This is a genomic window from Cupriavidus sp. DF5525, from assembly GCF_040149425.2.
Lineage (GTDB): Bacteria > Pseudomonadota > Gammaproteobacteria > Burkholderiales > Burkholderiaceae > Cupriavidus > Cupriavidus pickettii_A.
In genome coordinates this window covers 738,610-755,210 of record NZ_CP168266.1, presented here as the reverse complement: position 1 = coordinate 755,210, position 16,601 = coordinate 738,610, and the positions used below count along the sequence as shown (strand labels likewise).

Here is a 16,601-nt window from a genome sequence, read left to right as displayed (position 1 = left end):
GCGTTTTCCGCCGCAGACGTGCCGCCGCGCGCTTCAGGGCAGCCGTGCGAGCAGCTTGTCACGCATTGTCGGCGGCAGCAGCAAGCGGCCTTTTGCGCCGGGCGCCGCGGCATCGTAGACCAGCGCCTGGCCATCCCAGCTCAGTCGCACCGGCTCCACGCTGGTGAAGGTGCGCCGGGCCAGCACGCCGTCGCGACGGGCATCGTAGATCCGCAACAGCAGCCGGTCCTGGCGCAGGTAGCAGTACTCGGCGGCGTAGCGGGCGCTGGCGTCCACCGCCGGCAGGTGGCGGCAATTGTGCGCGCCCGCGCGCTCCCAGGCGCCGTGGCCGTAGACGATGGCGATCCAGATGCCGCCCACTGCCAGCAGCCGGCCCGTCGTGGCCAGCGCCACGCGCCGCGCGCGGGTGGCTCGCGCGTCGGGGGTGGCCAGCACCCGGTACACCGCGCGTGCGGTGTCCAGCACCAGCAGCAGAAACGCCACCGCGGCCAGGTGGAAATACGATGCCCATTCCGGCAATTCCGCCATGGCGTGGTGCATGATGCTCCCCGGAGAATACCCGCGCCGGCGCATTGGAAATCCGATTGATGCGGGCATTAAATTAACCAGCGCGATTCATTCACGGCGCTCCGGAATCGCTCCGGAATAATGGCCGCGATAAATCCAGCATAATCAACGCAACGCCGGCCGCCTATCCGGTGAATTACCGCCCCCGCTATGTCGGCGGTTTTTGCAGGTTTTATTTTTTTGCCGGCAGCGCCGCCAGCAGTGCGAGCAGCCGCACCACGGTCGGCGCGAAGATCGCGGCCAGCGCCGCGGTGGTTGCCGCATCGCCGTCGCGGGCGGCATGTTCGAGGCGTTGCGCCAGCGCCCGCAGCGACTGGCAGCCGACGTAGTGCGCCGAAGACTTCAGCCGGTGGGCGACGCTGCGCAGGGTTTCCAGTTCACTGCCCGCGGTGCGTAATTGCGCCAGGTCGGCCTCTGTCGAGGTCACCAGCGCGCGCACCAGCCCGGCGGCGAATTCGGGGTCGCCCAAGGTTTGTTCGGCGAGTGCGGCGGGGATGCCGGCCGCCTCGCGCGCGGACAGGGCCAGGTAGTGGTGGTTTGCCAGCATCTCCAGGATGGCGCCTTCGGTCACGGGTTCGCGCAGACATACGATGGCCGGCTCCCACTGCGCGGCCGGCGCCGGCGCGTCGGCGGGCAGCACCACGGCGCAGATGGCGCCGGCGGCGTGCCACGCGGGCAGCGCGCTGGCGTCGCCTGGCCCGGCCAGCACCAGGCCAATGTCCGGCGTGGCAGCCGGTGCCTGCGCCACAGTCCGAATGGTGAAACCCAGCCCGCGCAGGATTTCGCCCACGCCGGCAGCCCAGCGCGCCTCGCCCGGCCCGGCAAGCAGCAGCGCGCCGGTCATGGCCGGACGCGCCGGCGCACGGCAGAGCAGTTCGGATTTGCCATGCTAGCCGATCGCAATATGGTGGCGCCGCGCAAAATCGATGACATCGACGATCGATTTTGCGCCGAGTTTTTCCATGATCCGGGTCTTGTGGGTACTGACCGTCTTGTTGGAAATAAACAGGGTCTCGCCGATTTCCTTGTTGGTCATGCCCTTGGCCAGCATCTGCATGATGATCAGCTCCTTGTCCGAGAGACTGGCCAGGCGGGCATCCTCGTCGGCATGCTCGACCTTGCTGCGATCGATTTCCGGCATCACAGTATAGCCGGCCAGGACCGACTCTGCGCAGCGCACGATTTCCGCCAGTTCCTGGGTCTTGCTGACGTAGCCGTGCGCCCCCGCCTGGCGCGCGCGGTGCAAAGGTGTTCTGGTCCTGGCCCGAAATGACCAGGATGCGCACGCCGGGGTGGATGGCCTTGAGGCGCGGGATGACCTCCAGGCCGTTGATCTTGGGTATGTCGAGATCCAGGATCACCACGTCGGGGGCGAATTGCCGCACGATCTCGATGGCGGCCTGGCCGTTGTCTGCCTCCAGGACATGCGTGACGCCCAGCACCTGCGACAAGTGCGTTTTGAGTACGACACGCACTGGGGGGTGGTCGTCGACGATCAGGATTGTGGCCACAGCTTGAACTCCATAGCGAACGCCTTGGTGTCCAGAAGAGCGGGCACGCAGCGCGGTGTCACAGCATTGTGCTCAGCATTTGCTCCGGAAGGCACCAGAATTTTCCGAGGAGCACTACGATTCTTCCCCAATACCCCGTCATCAGCCGGGCGGCAATCCATGCAGCAATTTCTGAATGGGCCGAAATGTCGCTGCGCAGGCAACCGCTACATACGATTCGGAAATTTCCACGCCAATTTCAGATATGTCTTAATCAGCGGGCGGGATCGCGCCCATAGAGTGAGGACACCTGCGTCCGCCGCGCCTGCCGCGCCGCGGACGCTTCCGGTTTTCCATCGTTGGCTTTCTATCGTTGGCTGTTCATCGCTCTTCGCCGCCCCGCTTGCCTGACCGCTCCCCCAAACCTGTCCGCGCCTGGCCCATCGCCGGGGCCGTCCTCCTGCTGCTCGACCTGTCGCTCCACGCGGCTGCGACCACGCCGGCCCAGGCCAGCGCCCACAAAGGATGCTGTGGTGGGCCGCTTCGGTGCTGTGCTTCCTGACGCCGCTGCTGCTGGCCTGGATCGTCATGCTCTATCGCGAGGTGCGCCTGCGGCGCGCGGCCGAGATCGCGCTCAAAGACCAGGCCGCGATCCAGTCGGCGCTGCTCGACGGCATTCCGCAACCGGTCTACCTGCGCGATGCCTCGCTGCGGCTCATCACCTGCAACCGCAGCTATGAGGAACTGGTCGGTGCCACGCGCGAGACGCTGCGCGGTCAGGGGCTGGACGCACCGGGCCATGTGCACCCCATCGTCACCGACATGGCCGAGGTGGCGCGCGACTATCGCAAGGTGCTCGAAGACGGCGCGCCGCTGCACAAGGACCGGTGCCTGCGGCTGGGCGATCGCAACCACCATGTGCTCAACTGGCTGACGCCGCTGCGCGGTGCCGACGGCACCGTCAAGGGGCTGGCCGGCGGCTGCGTGGACCTGACCGAACGCCACGAGATGCTGACCGAACTGGCGCAGGCCAAGGCGGAGGCCGAGGCCGCCAACCGGGCCAAGTCCACCTTCCTCGCCTCGGTCAGCCATGAGATCCGCACGCCGATGAACGCTATCACCGGCATGCTGGAACTGACGCTGGCGCGCTGCCGGCTGTCGGAGGACGAACGCCTGCAGCTGGTCACGGCGCACAAGTCGGCGCTGGGCCTGCTGGGGCTGATCGACGACATCCTGGACCTGTCCAAGATGGAGGCCGGCAAGTTCCGCATCCAGCCCGCGCCGGCCGCGCTGGCGAGACTGGTGCAGGACACGCTGTTGATCTTCGGCCCCGTGGCTGCGCAGAAAGGCTTGTCGCTTGGCAGCGACCTGGGTGCGGGCCTGGCGCCGCTGCACCAAGTCGACGGGCTGCGCTTCCGGCAGATCCTGGCCAACCTGGTTTCCAATGCGGTGCGCTTTACCGACCACGGCACTGCTAATGCAACGCCAGCTGGAACACCTGGGCCACCAGGTGGCTACCGCCTGCGGCGGCCGCGAAGCGCTGGCCAGGCTGGACGCCGACAGGTTCGACGTGATCGTGTGCGACTGCGCCATGCCGGTGATGGACGGCCTCGCCTTTACGCGCGCCGTGCGGGCGCGCGAGGACGCGGTCTGCTGCGTGCCGGTGATCGGCTGCACCGCCAGTGCCGTGGCGGAAGACCACCAGGCGGCACTGGACGCCGGCATGAATGCCGTGATCGTCAAGCCGGTCGGTCTCCAGGCGCTGGATGAAGCGGTGGCACGGGCTTGCGCCGGCGGGTTTCCGCTGTACCGGGTGGCCGTGCCAGTGCTGGCGGCAGCGCCCGAGGGTGACGATGCTGCCCGCTGCCGCGCCAAGCCGGGTTCGCGACCGTCCTGGTGCGCGGTGTGCCGCGAAATGAACGTCCAGTGCGACCGGCAGGACCCGGAGGCTTCGCACTAAATCGGGCTATTCGCCGCTTACGTCTCCAGCGGCACGGCACTGGTGCACTTGATCTCGTCCAGGCACACGCTCGACTTCACGCCACTGACGCCCGGGATCCGCATCAGCGTATCGAGCAGGAAGTCCGACAGCGACTTCAGGTCCTTGGCGACCACCTTCAGCACGTAGTCGATATCCCCGGTCACCGAGAAGCACTCCTGGATCTGCGCCAGTTCCGCCACCAGCCGCTTGAAGTTGGACAGGTCGCGGATATGGCCCCGCTCCATCGTCACATGGATAAAGGCGACCACGCCCAGGCCCAGCGCGGCGGCGTCGAGTCGCGCCTCATAGCGCTTGACCAGGCCGGCCTCTTCCAGGCGGCGGTGGCGCCGCAAAGTCTGCGCCGGCGACAGCGCGATGGCCTCGGCCAACTCCAGGTTGGAAGCGCGCCCGTGCTCCTGCAAGACCCCCAGCAGGCGGCGATCGGTACGGTCCAGCTCGATCGAAGGCATGTCGATTTCCTCTTCTGAGATTTACACGAAATTAAATTTCATAATATAGGGTTTCCCTGCGTTGCTTACGAAATCCAATTTTGCTGCCAAGAATATACACTGCATGCCAAGCCAGCGGAAAGCAGCACGACAGACAATAGCTTTGTGCTGCGACGACTGACGGTGGCACCACATTATTGCGATGTCGCCACTGCAATAATATTTCCCGACTGACCGGTTCCGAACGCCCCCATGACCACGAACCTGCCGCCCCCGCCTTCCGTTCCAGGCGCCAGCCCTGATGGCGCGGGACGCTGAACCGGATACCCGATATCCGATGCGAGCCCGCCCGTCGCCCCACCCGGCAACTCCGCCCGCCTCGCATCGATCCAATCACTTAACCTCCCCCTTTAGTGAGAAAGCCATGGCCGACCTGTTTGACAACCCGATGCAGCTGATGGGCTTCGAATTTGTGGAATTCGCCTCGCCCACCCCCAACGTGCTGGAGCCGCTGTTCGAGCAGATGGGCTTCACGCTGGTGGCAAAGCACCGCTCTAAGGACGTGGTGCTGTTCCGCCAGGGCGACGTGAACTTCATCGTCAACCGCGAGCCGAACAGCCACGCCGCCTACTTTTCCGCCGAGCACGGCCCGAGCGCCTGCGGCATGGCTTTCCGCGTCAAGGATTCGCACAAGGCCTACGCCCGCGCGCTGGAACTGGGCGCGCAGCCGGTGGAGATCCCGACCGGCCCGATGGAACTGCGCCTGCCCGCGATCAAGGGCATCGGCGGCGCTCCGCTGTACCTGATCGACCGCTTCGAGGAAGGCAAGTCGATCTATGACATCGACTTCGAGTTCATCGAGGGCGTCGACCGCCACCCGGTCGGCCACGGCCTCAAGCTGATCGACCACCTGACCCACAACGTCTACCGTGGCCGCATGGCTTACTGGGCCAACTTCTACGAAAAACTGTTCAACTTCCGCGAAATCCGCTACTTCGACATCCAGGGCGAATACACCGGCCTGACCTCCAAGGCCATGACCGCACCGGATGGTAAAATCCGCATTCCGCTGAACGAGGAATCGTCCAAGGGCGCCGGCCAGATCGAAGAGTTCCTGATGGCCTTCAACGGCGAGGGCATCCAGCACATCGCCTTCCTGACCGACAACCTGATCGAAGTCATCGACAACCTGCAACTGGCAGGCGTGCCGCTGATGACCGCGCCGAACGACTACTACTACGAAGCGCTGGAAACGCGCCTGCCCGGCCACGGCCAGCCCGTCGAGCAACTGAAGTCGCGCGGCATCCTGCTGGACGGCACCACGGAAGGCGGCAAGCCCCGCCTGCTGCTGCAGATCTTCTCCAAGACCGCGCTCGGCCCGGTGTTCTTCGAGTTCATCCAGCGCCGCGGCGACGAAGGCTTCGGCGAAGGCAACTTCAAGGCGCTGTTCGAGTCGCTGGAACGCGACCAGATCCAACGCGGCACGCTCAAGGTCGAGGCCTGACCGGCATCGGCCTTCCCTGACCGGCCGCCTCTTGCAGGCACCAGCCGGTTCCGGAAACGCGCACACCTCCTTCGCGGCAGTGACCCTGCCGCGCGGGGCGGTGACGTCCCCGGCCCAAGCGTCCGACTCCAAACAGCCAGAGGCGCGGGCCCGCATTCCATGAGAATGGGTAGAGGAAACAACTGAATGCATTCAAGCAGCAATGACGGCACGCTCAAGCGCGGCCTGAAGAACCGGCATATCCAGCTGATCGCCCTGGGCGGCGCCATCGGCACCGGCCTTTTCCTGGGCATCGCCCAGACCATCAAGATGGCGGGCCCCTCGGTCCTGCTGGGCTATGCGATCGCCGGCATCGTGGCGTTCTTCATCATGCGCCAGCTCGGCGAAATGGTGGTGGACGAGCCCGTCGCCGGCTCCTTCAGCTACTTCGCGGACAAGTACTGCGGCCACTTCGCCGGCTTTATCTCGGGCTGGAACTACTGGGTGCTGTACATCCTGGTGAGCATGGCCGAACTCTCAGCCGTGGGCATCTACATGCAGTACTGGTGGCCGGAAATGCCGACCTGGGTGTCGGCGCTGGCCTTCTTCCTGATCATCAACGCGATCAACCTGTCGAGCGTGAAGTCCTTCGGCGAGATGGAGTTCTGGTTCTCGATCATCAAGGTCGCGGCCATCATCGGCATGATCGGCTTTGGCGGCTACCTGCTCATGTCCGGCGACGCCGGCCCGCAAGCAAGCGTGGCCAACCTGTGGCAGCACGGCGGCTTCTTCCCCAACGGCATGGGCGGGCTGGTGATGGCCATGGCGGTGATCATGTTCTCGTTCGGCGGGCTGGAGCTGGTGGGCATCACCGCGGCCGAGGCGGATTCGCCCGAGAAGACCATCCCCAAGGCCACCAACCAGGTGATCTACCGTATCCTGATCTTCTACGTGGGCGCGCTGGCGGTGCTGCTGTCGCTGTACCCGTGGGAAAACGTGGTCACCGGCGGCAGCCCCTTCGTGCTGATCTTCCACGCGCTGAACAGCAACTGGGTCGCCAACGTGCTGAACGTAGTGGTGCTGACCGCGGCGCTGTCGGTCTACAACAGCGGCGTGTACTGCAACAGCCGCATGCTGTACGGCCTGGCGCAGCAAGGCAACGCCCCCAAGGCGCTGCTCAAGGTCAGCAAGCGCGGCATCCCGCTGACGGCACTGGGGCTGTCGGCGCTGGCCACCGCGGCGTGCGTGGTGATCAACTACTTCATGCCGGGCAAGGCCTTCGAGATGCTAATGGGCTTGGTGGTGTCGGCGCTGATCATCAACTGGGCCATGATCAGCCTGATCCACCTGAAGTTCCGCGCCGACAAGCGCAAGGCCGGCCAGGCCACCCGCTTCCAGAGCTGGGGCTATCCGCTGACCAATTACCTGTGCCTGGTGTTCCTGGCCGGCATCCTGGTGGTGATGTACCTGACGCCGGGCCTGCGCCTGTCGGTGTACCTGATCCCGGTGTGGCTGGTCGTGCTCGCCGTGAGCTACGTGCTGCGCCAGAAGAAGGGCGCCGCCGCGCTGCAGAGCGGCGTGGCCGCCCAGCAACTGCGCTGAACGGCAAGGCGGCGCCTGCAGGTTGCGGGCGCCGCCGGTTAGAATCCAGGCTGCGCGGCGCCCCGTGCCGCGGCAGCAGCCCCCCCGACCCAATTCCATCGCATCCCATGTTTGCACATATCGAAGCGTTTCCCGGCGATCCGATCCTCTCGCTCAATGAGGACTTCCAGCGGGACCCGCGCACCGACAAGGTCAACCTGAGCATCGGCATCTACTTTGACGATGAAGGCCGCCTGCCGGTGATGCAGGCCGTGGCCAAGGCTGAAGCAGAGCTGCTGGCCGACATGGGCCCGCGCCCCTACCTGCCGATGTCGGGCCTGGTGGGCTACCGCAGCGCGGTGCAGGCGCTGGTGTTCGGCGAAGACTCGCCGGCGCGCGCCGCCGGCCGCATCGCCACGCTGCAGACCCTGGGCGGTTCGGGCGCGCTGCGCGTGGGTGCGGATTTCCTCAAGCGCTACTACCCGCAGTCGCAGGTGTGGATCAGCGACCCGAGCTGGGAGAACCACCGCGTGGTGTTCGAGCGCGCGGGCTTCACCGTCAACACCTACCCGTACTACGACGACGCCACCGGCGGTCTCAAGTTCGACGCGATGATGGACGCGCTGCGCGCCATCCCCGCGCGCAGCATCGTGCTGCTGCACGCCTGCTGCCACAATCCGACCGGCGTGGACCTGAACCAGGACCAGTGGCGCCAGCTGATCGCGCTGCTCAAGGCCAACGAGCTGCTGCCGTTCGTCGACATGGCTTACCAGGGCTTCGGCGCCGGGCTGGAAGACGATGCCTTTGCCATCCGCGAACTGGTGGCGCAGGACGTGCCCTGCCTGGTGGCCAACTCGTTCTCCAAGAACTTCTCGCTGTACGGTGAGCGTTGCGGCGGCCTGAGCGTGTTCTGCAACACCGCCGGCGAAGCCGCCAACGTGCTGGGCCAGCTGACCGGCGCGGTGCGCGCCAACTACAGCAACCCGCCGACGCACGGCGCGCGCGTGGTGGCCAAGGTGCTGACCACGCCCGAGCTGCGTCAGCTGTGGGAAGAGGAACTGGCCCAGATGTGCGGCCGCATCGCGCGCATGCGTGAAGCGATCCACGGTCACCTGCGTGAGCATGTCAGCGGCGAGGCGCTGTCGCGCTACCTGACCCAGCGCGGGATGTTCACCTACACTGGCCTCACCGCCGGCCAGGCCGACCGCCTGCGCGAAGAGCATGGCGTGTACCTGCTGCGCTCGGGCCGTATGTGCGTGGCGGGGTTGAACGAGCGCAATGTGGGGATCGTGGCAAAGGCGATTGGGAGCGTGCTGAAGGGCTGAGCCGGCCTCCAGACGTCTTCCGCATCCAAGCGGCGCCATTGTGCGCCGCTTTTTGTTTTCCAACGCGCCGCCCTCAGCAGCGTAATTTCTACAAGCCCGTGGAGTTTTGACGCGCCCACCAGGCGCCCACCTCGCCGCGCGCTCCGCGCGGTGCCCTGCATCGAACTTGCTGCCTTTTGACATCCCCGGCATCGTCCTCCCGTGCCGAAGCTTCCACAAAAGGCCAGCGCATGTCCGAGAACCAGGCCCCTGCCCCCGGCAGCACCGCCCTGCCCCCTGGCGCCGCAGCACGCCCGGTCACCTTGCAGGTCAACGGCAACCCCTACACCCTGCCACTGGAACCACGCACCACCCTGCTCGACGCACTGCGCGAAGTAATGCACCTGACCGGCACCAAGAAAGGCTGCGACCGCGGCCAGTGCGGCGCCTGCACGGTGCTGTCGGACGGGCGCCGGCTGCTGAACCGCAAGACCGCGCACAACCAGCTGATGGGCGGCATTGTCTGGGGCATCGGCATGGCGCTGCATGAGAAGAGCGAGCTGGACCCGGCCACCGGGCGCGTCGCCAACGCCAACCTGGCCGAGTACCACATGCCGGTCAATGCCGACATCGGCACCATCGACGTCAGCGTGGTGGACGAGGACGATCCGCATATCAATGCGCTGGGCACCAAGTGCAGCATGGAGGCTGCGGCGGCGCGGGCACAACGACTCGCCGCACCTGGACGGCATGGGCAATATCAACCCGGCGCCGGAGGCCAAGCACGCGCAAAAAGACCAACGGTGTGTTCGATTTCTCGGTCAACTACGAATTCTGAGCGGGTGCGGGCAGCCCCGTGCCAGCGGCCCGGACACCGTTAGTGGAAGTCCCGGCTCCCCACCATCAGCCGGCCCAGCATCGGGCTCAGGTCCACCAGCTCCTTGGCCACCAGGTGGCGCACCTCGCCCTGGCGCTGCCAGGTGCCGACCACGCCCAGCAGCGTGGCACCCAGCACCTCCTTGCGCTGGCGCTCCACCAGATCGGGCCACAGGATCAGGTTCACGGTGCCGGTCTCGTCCTCGATAGTCGCGAAGATGGTGCCGCTGGCCGTGGACGGCCGCTGGCGCACGGTAACGATGCCGCAGGCGCGCACGCGGCGGCCATTGGCGCAGCGCTGGAGCTGACTGGCGGTGGCAAAGCGCATCGCCGCCAGCTTGTGGCGCAGCAGCGCCAGCGGGTGCGACTTGAGCGACAGGCCCAGGCTCGCGTAGTCCGCCGCCACGTCTTCACCCAGCCGGGGCGCGGGCAGTGCCAACGCGTCCTCGGCGGGCGGCGCTTCATACAGCAGGTCGCGATGCGCGGCATGACTCGCCGCAGCGCGCGCCTGCCAGCGGGCCTGGCGGCGGTGACCGGCCAGCGGCGCCAGTGCGTCGGACGCGGCCAGCACATCGATATCGTGCCGGTCCAGCGCGGCGCGCAGCGCCAGGTCTTCCACGCTGTCGAACGGGCGCTGCGCCCGTGCCTCCTCGATACGCAGCGCGGCCTCTTCTCGCATGCCCTTGACCCGGCTCAGGCCGAGGCGCACCAGCGGGTGCTGCGGCTGGCGTGGCCGGGTGCGGGCCTGCGCGTCCGCGACATCGACCTCCGCCGCCGGCTCCAGCGTGCTCTCCCACTGGCTCACTGTGACATCCACCGGCAGCACCCGCACGCCATGCCGGCTCGCGTCCTGCACCAGCTGCGACGGTGAATAGAACCCCATCGGCTGGCTGTTCAGCAGCGCGCACAGGAACGCCGACGGATGGTGGCACTTGAGCCAGGAACTGACATACACCAGCTTGGCAAAGCTGGCCGCATGGCTCTCGGGGAAGCCGTACTCGCCAAACCCCTCGATCTGCTTGCAGATCGCCAGCGCAAAGGACTCCGGATAGCCGTTGGCGGTGAGCGCGCGCACCAGCGCATCCTGGTGCTGGCGCAGATCGCCGCGCCGGCGCCAGGCCGCCATCGAACGGCGCAACTGGTCGGCCTGCCCCGGCGAGAAACCGGCCGCGTCGATGGCCAGCTGCATCACCTGCTCCTGGAAGATCGGCACGCCCAGCGTGCGGCCCAGCACCTTCTCGATGACACTGTTGAAGTAGACCGGTGGCTTGCCGGTGCGGCGGAAGGCCTCGCGCCGCTTCAGGTAGGGATGCACCATGCCACCCTGGATCGGCCCGGGGCGCACGATCGCCACCTCGACCACCAGGTCGTAGTACTTGCGCGGCTGCAGCCGCGGCAGCATCGACTGCTGCGCGCGCGACTCGATCTGGAACACGCCGATGGTGTCGGCCTTGCAGATCATGTCGTAGGTTTGCTTGTCTTCCTTGGGGATGTCTTCCATCCGCGTCGGTAATGCGGCGCGTTCGGGATCCGGGTTGGGGATCATCTCCAGCGCGCGCCGGATCGCCGACAGCATGCCCAGCGCCAGCACGTCGACCTTGAGCAGGCCGAGCGACTCCAGGTCGTCCTTGTCCCACTGGATCACGCTGCGGTCGGCCATGGCCGCGTTCTCGATCGGCACCAGCCGCGACAGCTTGTGGCGCGCGATCACGAAGCCGCCGACGTGCTGCGACAGGTGGCGCGGAAAGCCGCGCAGTTGCGCGGTCAGGCTGGCCCACTGCTGCACCGCCGGCGAATCGGGATCGAGCCCATAGCGGGCGATCTTCTCGACAAAGCCCTTGCCGCCATCCCACCAGGCCTGGCCCTTGACCACCTGCTCAACCACGCTGGCATCGATGCCCAGCGCGCGGCCCACGTCGCGCAAGGCGCTGCGCGAGCGGTAGGTGATCAGCGACGCCGCCAGCGCGGCGCGGTGGCGGCCGTATTTCTCGTAGATGTACTGGATGACTTCCTCGCGCCGCTGGTGCTCGAAGTCCACGTCGATATCGGGCGGCTCATCGCGCTCGCGCGACAGGAATCGGCCGAACAGCAGGTTGGCCTGCTCGGGGCTGACCTCGGTCACGTACAGGCAGAAGCAGACCAGCGAATTGGCGGCCGAGCCGCGCCCCTGGCACAGGATGCCGTTGGCGCGCGCAAAGCGCACGATGTCGTGCACGGTGAGGAAGAAGGGTTCGTACTGCTTTTCCTCGATCAGCGCCAGCTCCTCTTTGAGCTGGTCTTTCCACTCTTGCTGCATGCCGTTGGGAAAGCGCTCGTGCATGCCGCGCTCGACTTCCTTGCGCAGGTAGGAGATCGGCGTCTCGCCGGGCGGAACCAGCTCTTCAGGATATTCATAGCGCAGCATCCCGAGCGAGAAATCGCACTGCGCGGCGATCTTCAGCGTCTGCGCCAGCGCCTCGCGCGGGTACAGGCGCGACAGCACCTGGCGCATGCGCAGGTGCTGCTCGGCATTGGGCGCCAGCGCCATGCCGCATTCGGCCAGCGGCTGGCCCAGCCGGATCGCGGTCAGCACATCGGACAGCGGCTTGCGCGAGCGCACGTGCATGGTGACCGCGCCGGCCGCGGCCAGCGGCACGCCGGTCTGCGCCGAGACCGCCTCCAGGCGCGCGCGGTGCAGCGCATCGGCGTGGCCCTGCAGCTGTTCCAGCGCGATCCAGGCGCGGTCGCCGAAGACCTCGCGGCACCACTGCGCCTGTTCGCGCAGCAACTCGGGATCGGCGCAATAGTCGGGCAGCAGCAACGCCAGGCAGCCGGGCATGCCACGCAGGTGCGCCTCGGCGGGCGCGGGCGCGGACAGGTCTTCGGGATGCAGGCGGTAGGTGCCCTTCTGCGCGCGCCGCCGACCCAGCGTGATCAGCTCGCTCAGGTTGCCGAAGCCGTCGCGGTGCTGGGCGATCAGCACCAGCCGCAGCGGCGGGCGTTCCGAGCCATCGGCCGGGGTCAGGCTGAAGCGGCTGCCGATCAGCAGCGAGAAGGCATCGGCGGCTGCGGCCAGCACCTGCAGCCGCTGGTGGCGGCTGGCGTGCGCGTGGGGATCATCGTGGTCCTCGGCGGCCTCGTCATCGTTGTCGAGCAGCGGATCGTCCACGCCCTCCTCCCCGCGTGCCGCGCTGCGCGCCACCGCATCGTGCAGGCGCTTGCGCAGCGTCTGGATCGCATCGTGCGCGCGCGCGGTGCCGGCCACCGAGCATTCATCGGTCAGTGCCAGCCCGCGGTAGCCCAGTTCAAAGGCGCGCTCGATCAACTCGCCCGGGTGCGAGGCGCCGGTCAGGAAGGTGAAGTTGGAGATGCAGTGCAGCTCGACATAGTCGGGCAGGGATGGAAGCAAACCCGGCAGCAAGCCGGGCAGCGATGGCAGGACCGTCATGCGAACAACCCATGCAGGAACCAGCGATATTCGCCGCCATCGTCCTGCGCCGCATGACCGGGGCGCTCGCGGAAGATCCAGCAGCGCAGGCCGTCGGCGCGCTCGGCGATAAAGTAGTCGCGCGTGGCCAGCGCGCCGTCCCACCAGCCGGCCTCGATGCGCTCGGGCCGGCTCAGCAGCGCCAGCGGCCCGCCGTGGCAGGGGCGGTGCTGCTGCACCGGCAGCGGCAACGGTTGCGGCAGCAGCCACAGCGGGCGCTCCGGCAGCGCGCCGGGCAGCGCGCCTGCCTTGCCGCCCGGCTGCGGCTCGTCGACCGGGCCCCAGCGGTTGGCGCGCTCGGGACGGTGGTCGGCCAGCGGCCGGGGCTGCAGCACGTTGTCGCGACCGAGGCGGGCCATCAGCGTATCGAGCAGGCGGCCCAGGTCTTCGGGCGTGCCGCCGGGCTCGGGAAAGAGCGCATCGCTTTGCGGCACGCAGGCGGCCATTGCCTCCACCCGCAGCGCCAGGCCGGTGACCGGGGCGTGGAAGTTGAGCTTTTCGAGCTTTTCGCGCAGCAGCCGTGACAGGTGCGTGGGATCGCGGCTGGGCTGGGCCAGGCCCAGCAGCACGGGCGTGCCCTCGGTATCGACGCCGCGCCGGTAGCGTTCGTGCTCCAGCACCAGCACGCAGCGCGTGACGCCGGCCTGCTGCACCGCCAGCCAGCCGGCCAGCGCCAGCAACAGGCGCTGCGCGCCGGCCAGCACGCCTTCGGCCGATTCGATGCGCCCGGGCAGGTCCATGCGCTGCGCGAACGCGGGCGGCGCCGCATACCAGGCAAAGCGCACCGGGGCGTCGCCATAGGCCTGGTCCAGCCGCGCCAGCAGCGCGGGGCCCAGCCGCCGCGTCAGGCCCGCGCGCGGCAGGCGCCGCACCTGGCCTAGCGTGCGGCAGCCGATGCCGTCCAGCCAGGCCGGGTCGGCCAGCGTATGCAGGGCCTGCACCGGCAGGTCGTCGAGCAGCCGGTGCAGGCGTGCCATGCCCACCGCCCGGCGCGCGGGCCGCACCACGCCGCGCCGCGTGCGCCGCAGCGGCTGGCGCGCGAGCCACGCGGCACCGTGCGCGGTCGGGCCGGAACCCACTTGCGCAATGGTGCCGAGCTGGCGCACGCAGGCGCGCACCGCGCGGCACAGCGCGCGATGGCCGCCGAACAGGCGCAGGCTGGCCGTGACGTCCAGCATCACCGTGGCCGATTCCGGCTCCTCGTCGAAGGTCACGGCCGGCGTGAAACGCAGCAGCGCCAGCGCCACCGCCTCCATCAGCGCGGCCTCGGCGTTCGGCTCGCGCTCCAGTTGCACGATATCCGCCGACAGCGCCTGCACGCCGCCGCGGCGCATGCCGTAGCGCACGCCGAGCTGCAGCGCCGGGCCGTTGGCCAGCACCACCTGCTCCTGCGCCATCACCGCCACCGGCAGCGCATGGTGCAGCGTGCCGGTGGCGGAGGACGGACCCGGGGCGGGCGCCGGCTCAGGCCAGGTGGGCTGCAGTGCGTCCAGGGGCAGGCGCGGCAGGTGCACCGCGATCCAGTACGGCATCGGAAGAAGACGGAGAAGAGGACAAGGACGAAGGCGCCCGCGCAGGCGACGGCCAGGCGGCCGTGCGCGTGGCCGCTTCCATCCCGTCCAGGCGCAGCAGCAAGGGGGTATCCCGCACCGGCCCGCGCCGCTTGTGGAAGGTGATCGACAGCCTATTGCCGGGCTGCGGCGCCAGCAGCAGCCGCAGCACCGCCGGCGACGACTCGCGCAGCGCCGCGGCCGGGCGCAGCGCCCAGACCACCGCGTCGCCGCCCTGCGCCAGCACCTGCAGCCGGCGCAGCGCCTCGGGCCGGGCCGTCGGCAGCCATACCAGCACGCCACCGAAGGCCTGGCTGCGCAGCACCTGCTCGGCCGCCCACAGCATGTCGGCCTGCGCGGCCCTGGCGGTGCCGGCGGGTGGGCGCACCCAGTAGAGTTGGCGCGCCGGCAGCCCGGCCGCCGCCAGCCCCATCGCATTGGGCAGGTACGGCGGCGCCACCAGCGCGATGCGGCGCCCTGCTCCGGCCAGCGTGCGCAACGCCGGCAGCAGCAGGCGCAGCTCGCCCGCCCCGCCCTGCGTGGTCAGCAGCTCGGTCAGCCCACCCGCCGGCCAGCCGCCGCCCGGCAGCTCCGCCGACAGCGCGTCATACCCGGTCGGGCATACCGACTCGCTGCCGGCACGGCCCAGCTGGCCGGCCCGCCAGAGCCCGGGGTAGCGCTGCTCGAGCGCCGACAGCGCCTGCTGGCGCGTGGCCGGGACTGGCGCGGCTGGGGTCGGCGCAGGGAAGAGAAATCCCTCCGCCGCCGTGGGTGGGGCTGCGTACGATTGCGCAGTCATGTGAAGTTGGCATCGCTCGCCAGTGGGCGAGGATTTAGGATGTTTACGATACCTGTATATTTATACAGTATCGGTGGTGAGCGCAAGGGGTAGCGACGCAGGGTGGCGCGGGGTGTGTAGGAAACCGGAAGCCGGACTACGTGCGCTTTTGCTGGACTGGAAATCCGGAATTAGGCGGACTGGCGTGCAATCCCGTGACGCTGAGCCAAGACCTGGGCGTTTCCGGTTTCCGTTGGTCGACGTAAGCAGCGAGCTGTTCAAGAAATCGGCGACGTGGCCGTCAATACCGGGCAACTCCATTCCCCGTCTGAGCCATGCGTTACACCCCGCTCCGAGACCAGCATCTCGCTATACTTGCCCGCGACCGCGACGCCTGGCGGGCTCAGGCGGAACGACGTTTTGACGTGGAAGGCCTCATTCACGCATGCGTCCCGGATGTCGCTACTTGTGATCCAAGCTTTGTGGCCGACGCGATCCGGGAGTGGTTCGATAGTTTCGAGGACGGCATTCCGACATGGCGGATGCCGTCGCACGATCGATAAAAAGGGCCCGCACCGGGGCTACGACACTCTCGACCGAGACTGCTTGATTGCCCGTCAGCGTCGGCAGACGCTGGAATCGTGACCGCAATAGGTCCGGCAAGAGTCGTCAGGGCCGAACAAGCCAGCCACCGGCACCGGAGGACGTGGCCACATTCGAGGTGCCATACGTGGCTTCGGTTCAGCGCTTCACGGTAGCCTTGTCGAGTGGCCAGCCCTTCGATAAGGTCGGTCGAACAGCCAAGTTGCTTTGCGGCGAATGCGACCTTGGTGCTCAGGGCCGTATCGACCGCGACCCCAAGTTGACTTCGGGCTTCATATCAACACTCTGAGAACGGGGATGGCGGGCTGCGCCTAACGCAAGCGCCGAATGGATGGCCCTGCCATTACTGTTCTTGGCGGAGAATTCAGCGGCCATACTGACTTCTACGCTCCCCTGACTCTTTCCGTTGGCGACTCCTGCTACTTCGACAGCGCTATGGGCCATGCCTGCATTTCTGCCGGGGATCAGGATGC

Annotated in this window: 11 protein-coding genes and 3 pseudogenes; 7 read left to right on the top strand and 7 right to left on the bottom strand. The window is 67.7% G+C overall.

Annotated features, from left to right (window positions below; translation table 11 throughout):
* Positions 1-33: 33 nt before the first annotated feature.
* From ABNX08_RS24665 to ABNX08_RS24655, 3 genes and pseudogenes are all read right to left on the bottom strand, one after another.
* Positions 34-540: a hypothetical protein gene (locus tag ABNX08_RS24665; protein WP_022538320.1), complete on the bottom strand. Its 507-nt coding sequence runs from the start codon at positions 538-540 to the stop codon at positions 34-36.
* A 199-nt stretch (positions 541-739) separates the two neighbouring features.
* Positions 740-1,411, bottom strand: a complete 672-nt coding sequence (locus ABNX08_RS24660) for an Hpt domain-containing protein (protein WP_022538319.1) — start codon at positions 1,409-1,411, stop codon at positions 740-742.
* 45 nt (positions 1,412-1,456) lie between these two features.
* Positions 1,457-2,078: pseudogene (locus ABNX08_RS24655) on the bottom strand (response regulator).
* A gap of 504 nt (positions 2,079-2,582) precedes the next feature.
* Here ABNX08_RS24655 and ABNX08_RS24650 point away from each other — a divergent pair.
* From ABNX08_RS24650 to ABNX08_RS24640, 3 genes and pseudogenes are all read left to right on the top strand, one after another.
* Positions 2,583-3,257, top strand: a pseudogene (locus tag ABNX08_RS24650) (PAS domain-containing protein); the annotation flags it as partial.
* Positions 3,258-3,501: 244 nt separating this feature from the next.
* Positions 3,502-3,774: pseudogene (locus tag ABNX08_RS24645) on the top strand (response regulator); the annotation flags it as partial.
* Between the two features lie 6 nt (positions 3,775-3,780).
* Complete coding sequence (locus ABNX08_RS24640; RefSeq protein WP_349607880.1) at positions 3,781-4,017, top strand: hypothetical protein; 237 nt, start codon at positions 3,781-3,783, stop codon at positions 4,015-4,017.
* A 17-nt stretch (positions 4,018-4,034) separates the two neighbouring features.
* On the opposite strand, the gene ABNX08_RS24635 is transcribed toward ABNX08_RS24640, so the two are convergent.
* On the bottom strand, positions 4,035-4,508 hold the full coding sequence (locus tag ABNX08_RS24635; RefSeq protein WP_022538315.1) for an Lrp/AsnC family transcriptional regulator: 474 nt from the start codon (positions 4,506-4,508) through the stop codon (positions 4,035-4,037).
* 403 nt (positions 4,509-4,911) lie between these two features.
* Here ABNX08_RS24635 and hppD point away from each other — a divergent pair, with 403 nt between their 5' ends.
* The 4 genes from hppD (at position 4,912) to ABNX08_RS24615 (ending at position 9,736) form a co-directional block, all read left to right on the top strand.
* Positions 4,912-5,991, top strand: a complete 1,080-nt coding sequence (gene hppD, locus ABNX08_RS24630; RefSeq protein ID WP_022538314.1) for a 4-hydroxyphenylpyruvate dioxygenase — start codon at positions 4,912-4,914, stop codon at positions 5,989-5,991.
* Between the two features lie 186 nt (positions 5,992-6,177).
* Positions 6,178-7,572 (top strand): amino acid permease, encoded by a 1,395-nt coding sequence (locus ABNX08_RS24625; RefSeq protein WP_022538313.1) that lies wholly within the window; start codon positions 6,178-6,180, stop codon positions 7,570-7,572.
* Positions 7,573-7,679: 107 nt separating this feature from the next.
* Positions 7,680-8,876, top strand: a complete 1,197-nt coding sequence (locus ABNX08_RS24620; protein WP_022538312.1) for an amino acid aminotransferase — start codon at positions 7,680-7,682, stop codon at positions 8,874-8,876.
* A gap of 230 nt (positions 8,877-9,106) precedes the next feature.
* Positions 9,107-9,736 carry a (2Fe-2S)-binding protein gene (locus ABNX08_RS24615; protein ID WP_022538311.1) on the top strand — a complete coding sequence of 210 codons (630 nt, stop codon included), beginning with the start codon at positions 9,107-9,109 and terminating at the stop codon, positions 9,734-9,736.
* Here ABNX08_RS24615 and ABNX08_RS24610 read toward each other — a convergent pair.
* The 3 genes from ABNX08_RS24610 to imuA are packed head-to-tail and all read right to left on the bottom strand — an operon-like array spanning position 9,733 to position 15,546.
* The gene (locus tag ABNX08_RS24610) at positions 9,733-13,158 is read right to left on the bottom strand and encodes an error-prone DNA polymerase (protein WP_022538310.1); all 3,426 of its coding nucleotides are present in this window, start codon (positions 13,156-13,158) and stop codon (positions 9,733-9,735) included. The two genes, ABNX08_RS24615 and ABNX08_RS24610, sit on opposite strands and share 4 nt — an antisense overlap.
* Positions 13,155-14,729: a DNA polymerase Y family protein gene (locus tag ABNX08_RS24605; RefSeq protein WP_041681746.1), complete on the bottom strand. Its 1,575-nt coding sequence runs from the start codon at positions 14,727-14,729 to the stop codon at positions 13,155-13,157. The genes ABNX08_RS24610 and ABNX08_RS24605 overlap by 4 nt, the downstream gene beginning before the upstream one ends.
* Complete coding sequence (imuA, locus tag ABNX08_RS24600) at positions 14,662-15,546, bottom strand: translesion DNA synthesis-associated protein ImuA (RefSeq protein WP_022538308.1); 885 nt, start codon at positions 15,544-15,546, stop codon at positions 14,662-14,664. The genes ABNX08_RS24605 and imuA overlap by 68 nt, the downstream gene beginning before the upstream one ends.
* Positions 15,547-16,601 lie beyond the last annotated feature (1,055 nt).

Coding starts and splice junctions, on each gene's coding strand:
- ABNX08_RS24620 (WP_022538312.1), top strand. CDS start 7,680: ATGTTTGCACATATCGAAGCGTTTCCCGGCGATCCGATCCTCTCGCTC.
- ABNX08_RS24640 (WP_349607880.1), top strand. CDS start 3,781: ATGAATGCCGTGATCGTCAAGCCGGTCGGTCTCCAGGCGCTGGATGAA.
- ABNX08_RS24605 (WP_041681746.1), bottom strand. CDS start 14,729: ATGCCGTACTGGATCGCGGTGCACCTGCCGCGCCTGCCCCTGGACGCA.
- ABNX08_RS24610 (WP_022538310.1), bottom strand. CDS start 13,158: ATGACGGTCCTGCCATCGCTGCCCGGCTTGCTGCCGGGTTTGCTTCCA.
- imuA (WP_022538308.1), bottom strand. CDS start 15,546: ATGACTGCGCAATCGTACGCAGCCCCACCCACGGCGGCGGAGGGATTT.
- ABNX08_RS24665 (WP_022538320.1), bottom strand. CDS start 540: ATGCACCACGCCATGGCGGAATTGCCGGAATGGGCATCGTATTTCCAC.
- ABNX08_RS24615 (WP_022538311.1), top strand. CDS start 9,107: ATGTCCGAGAACCAGGCCCCTGCCCCCGGCAGCACCGCCCTGCCCCCT.
- ABNX08_RS24660 (WP_022538319.1), bottom strand. CDS start 1,411: ATGACCGGCGCGCTGCTGCTTGCCGGGCCGGGCGAGGCGCGCTGGGCT.
- hppD (WP_022538314.1), top strand. CDS start 4,912: ATGGCCGACCTGTTTGACAACCCGATGCAGCTGATGGGCTTCGAATTT.
- ABNX08_RS24625 (WP_022538313.1), top strand. CDS start 6,178: ATGCATTCAAGCAGCAATGACGGCACGCTCAAGCGCGGCCTGAAGAAC.
- ABNX08_RS24635 (WP_022538315.1), bottom strand. CDS start 4,508: ATGCCTTCGATCGAGCTGGACCGTACCGATCGCCGCCTGCTGGGGGTC.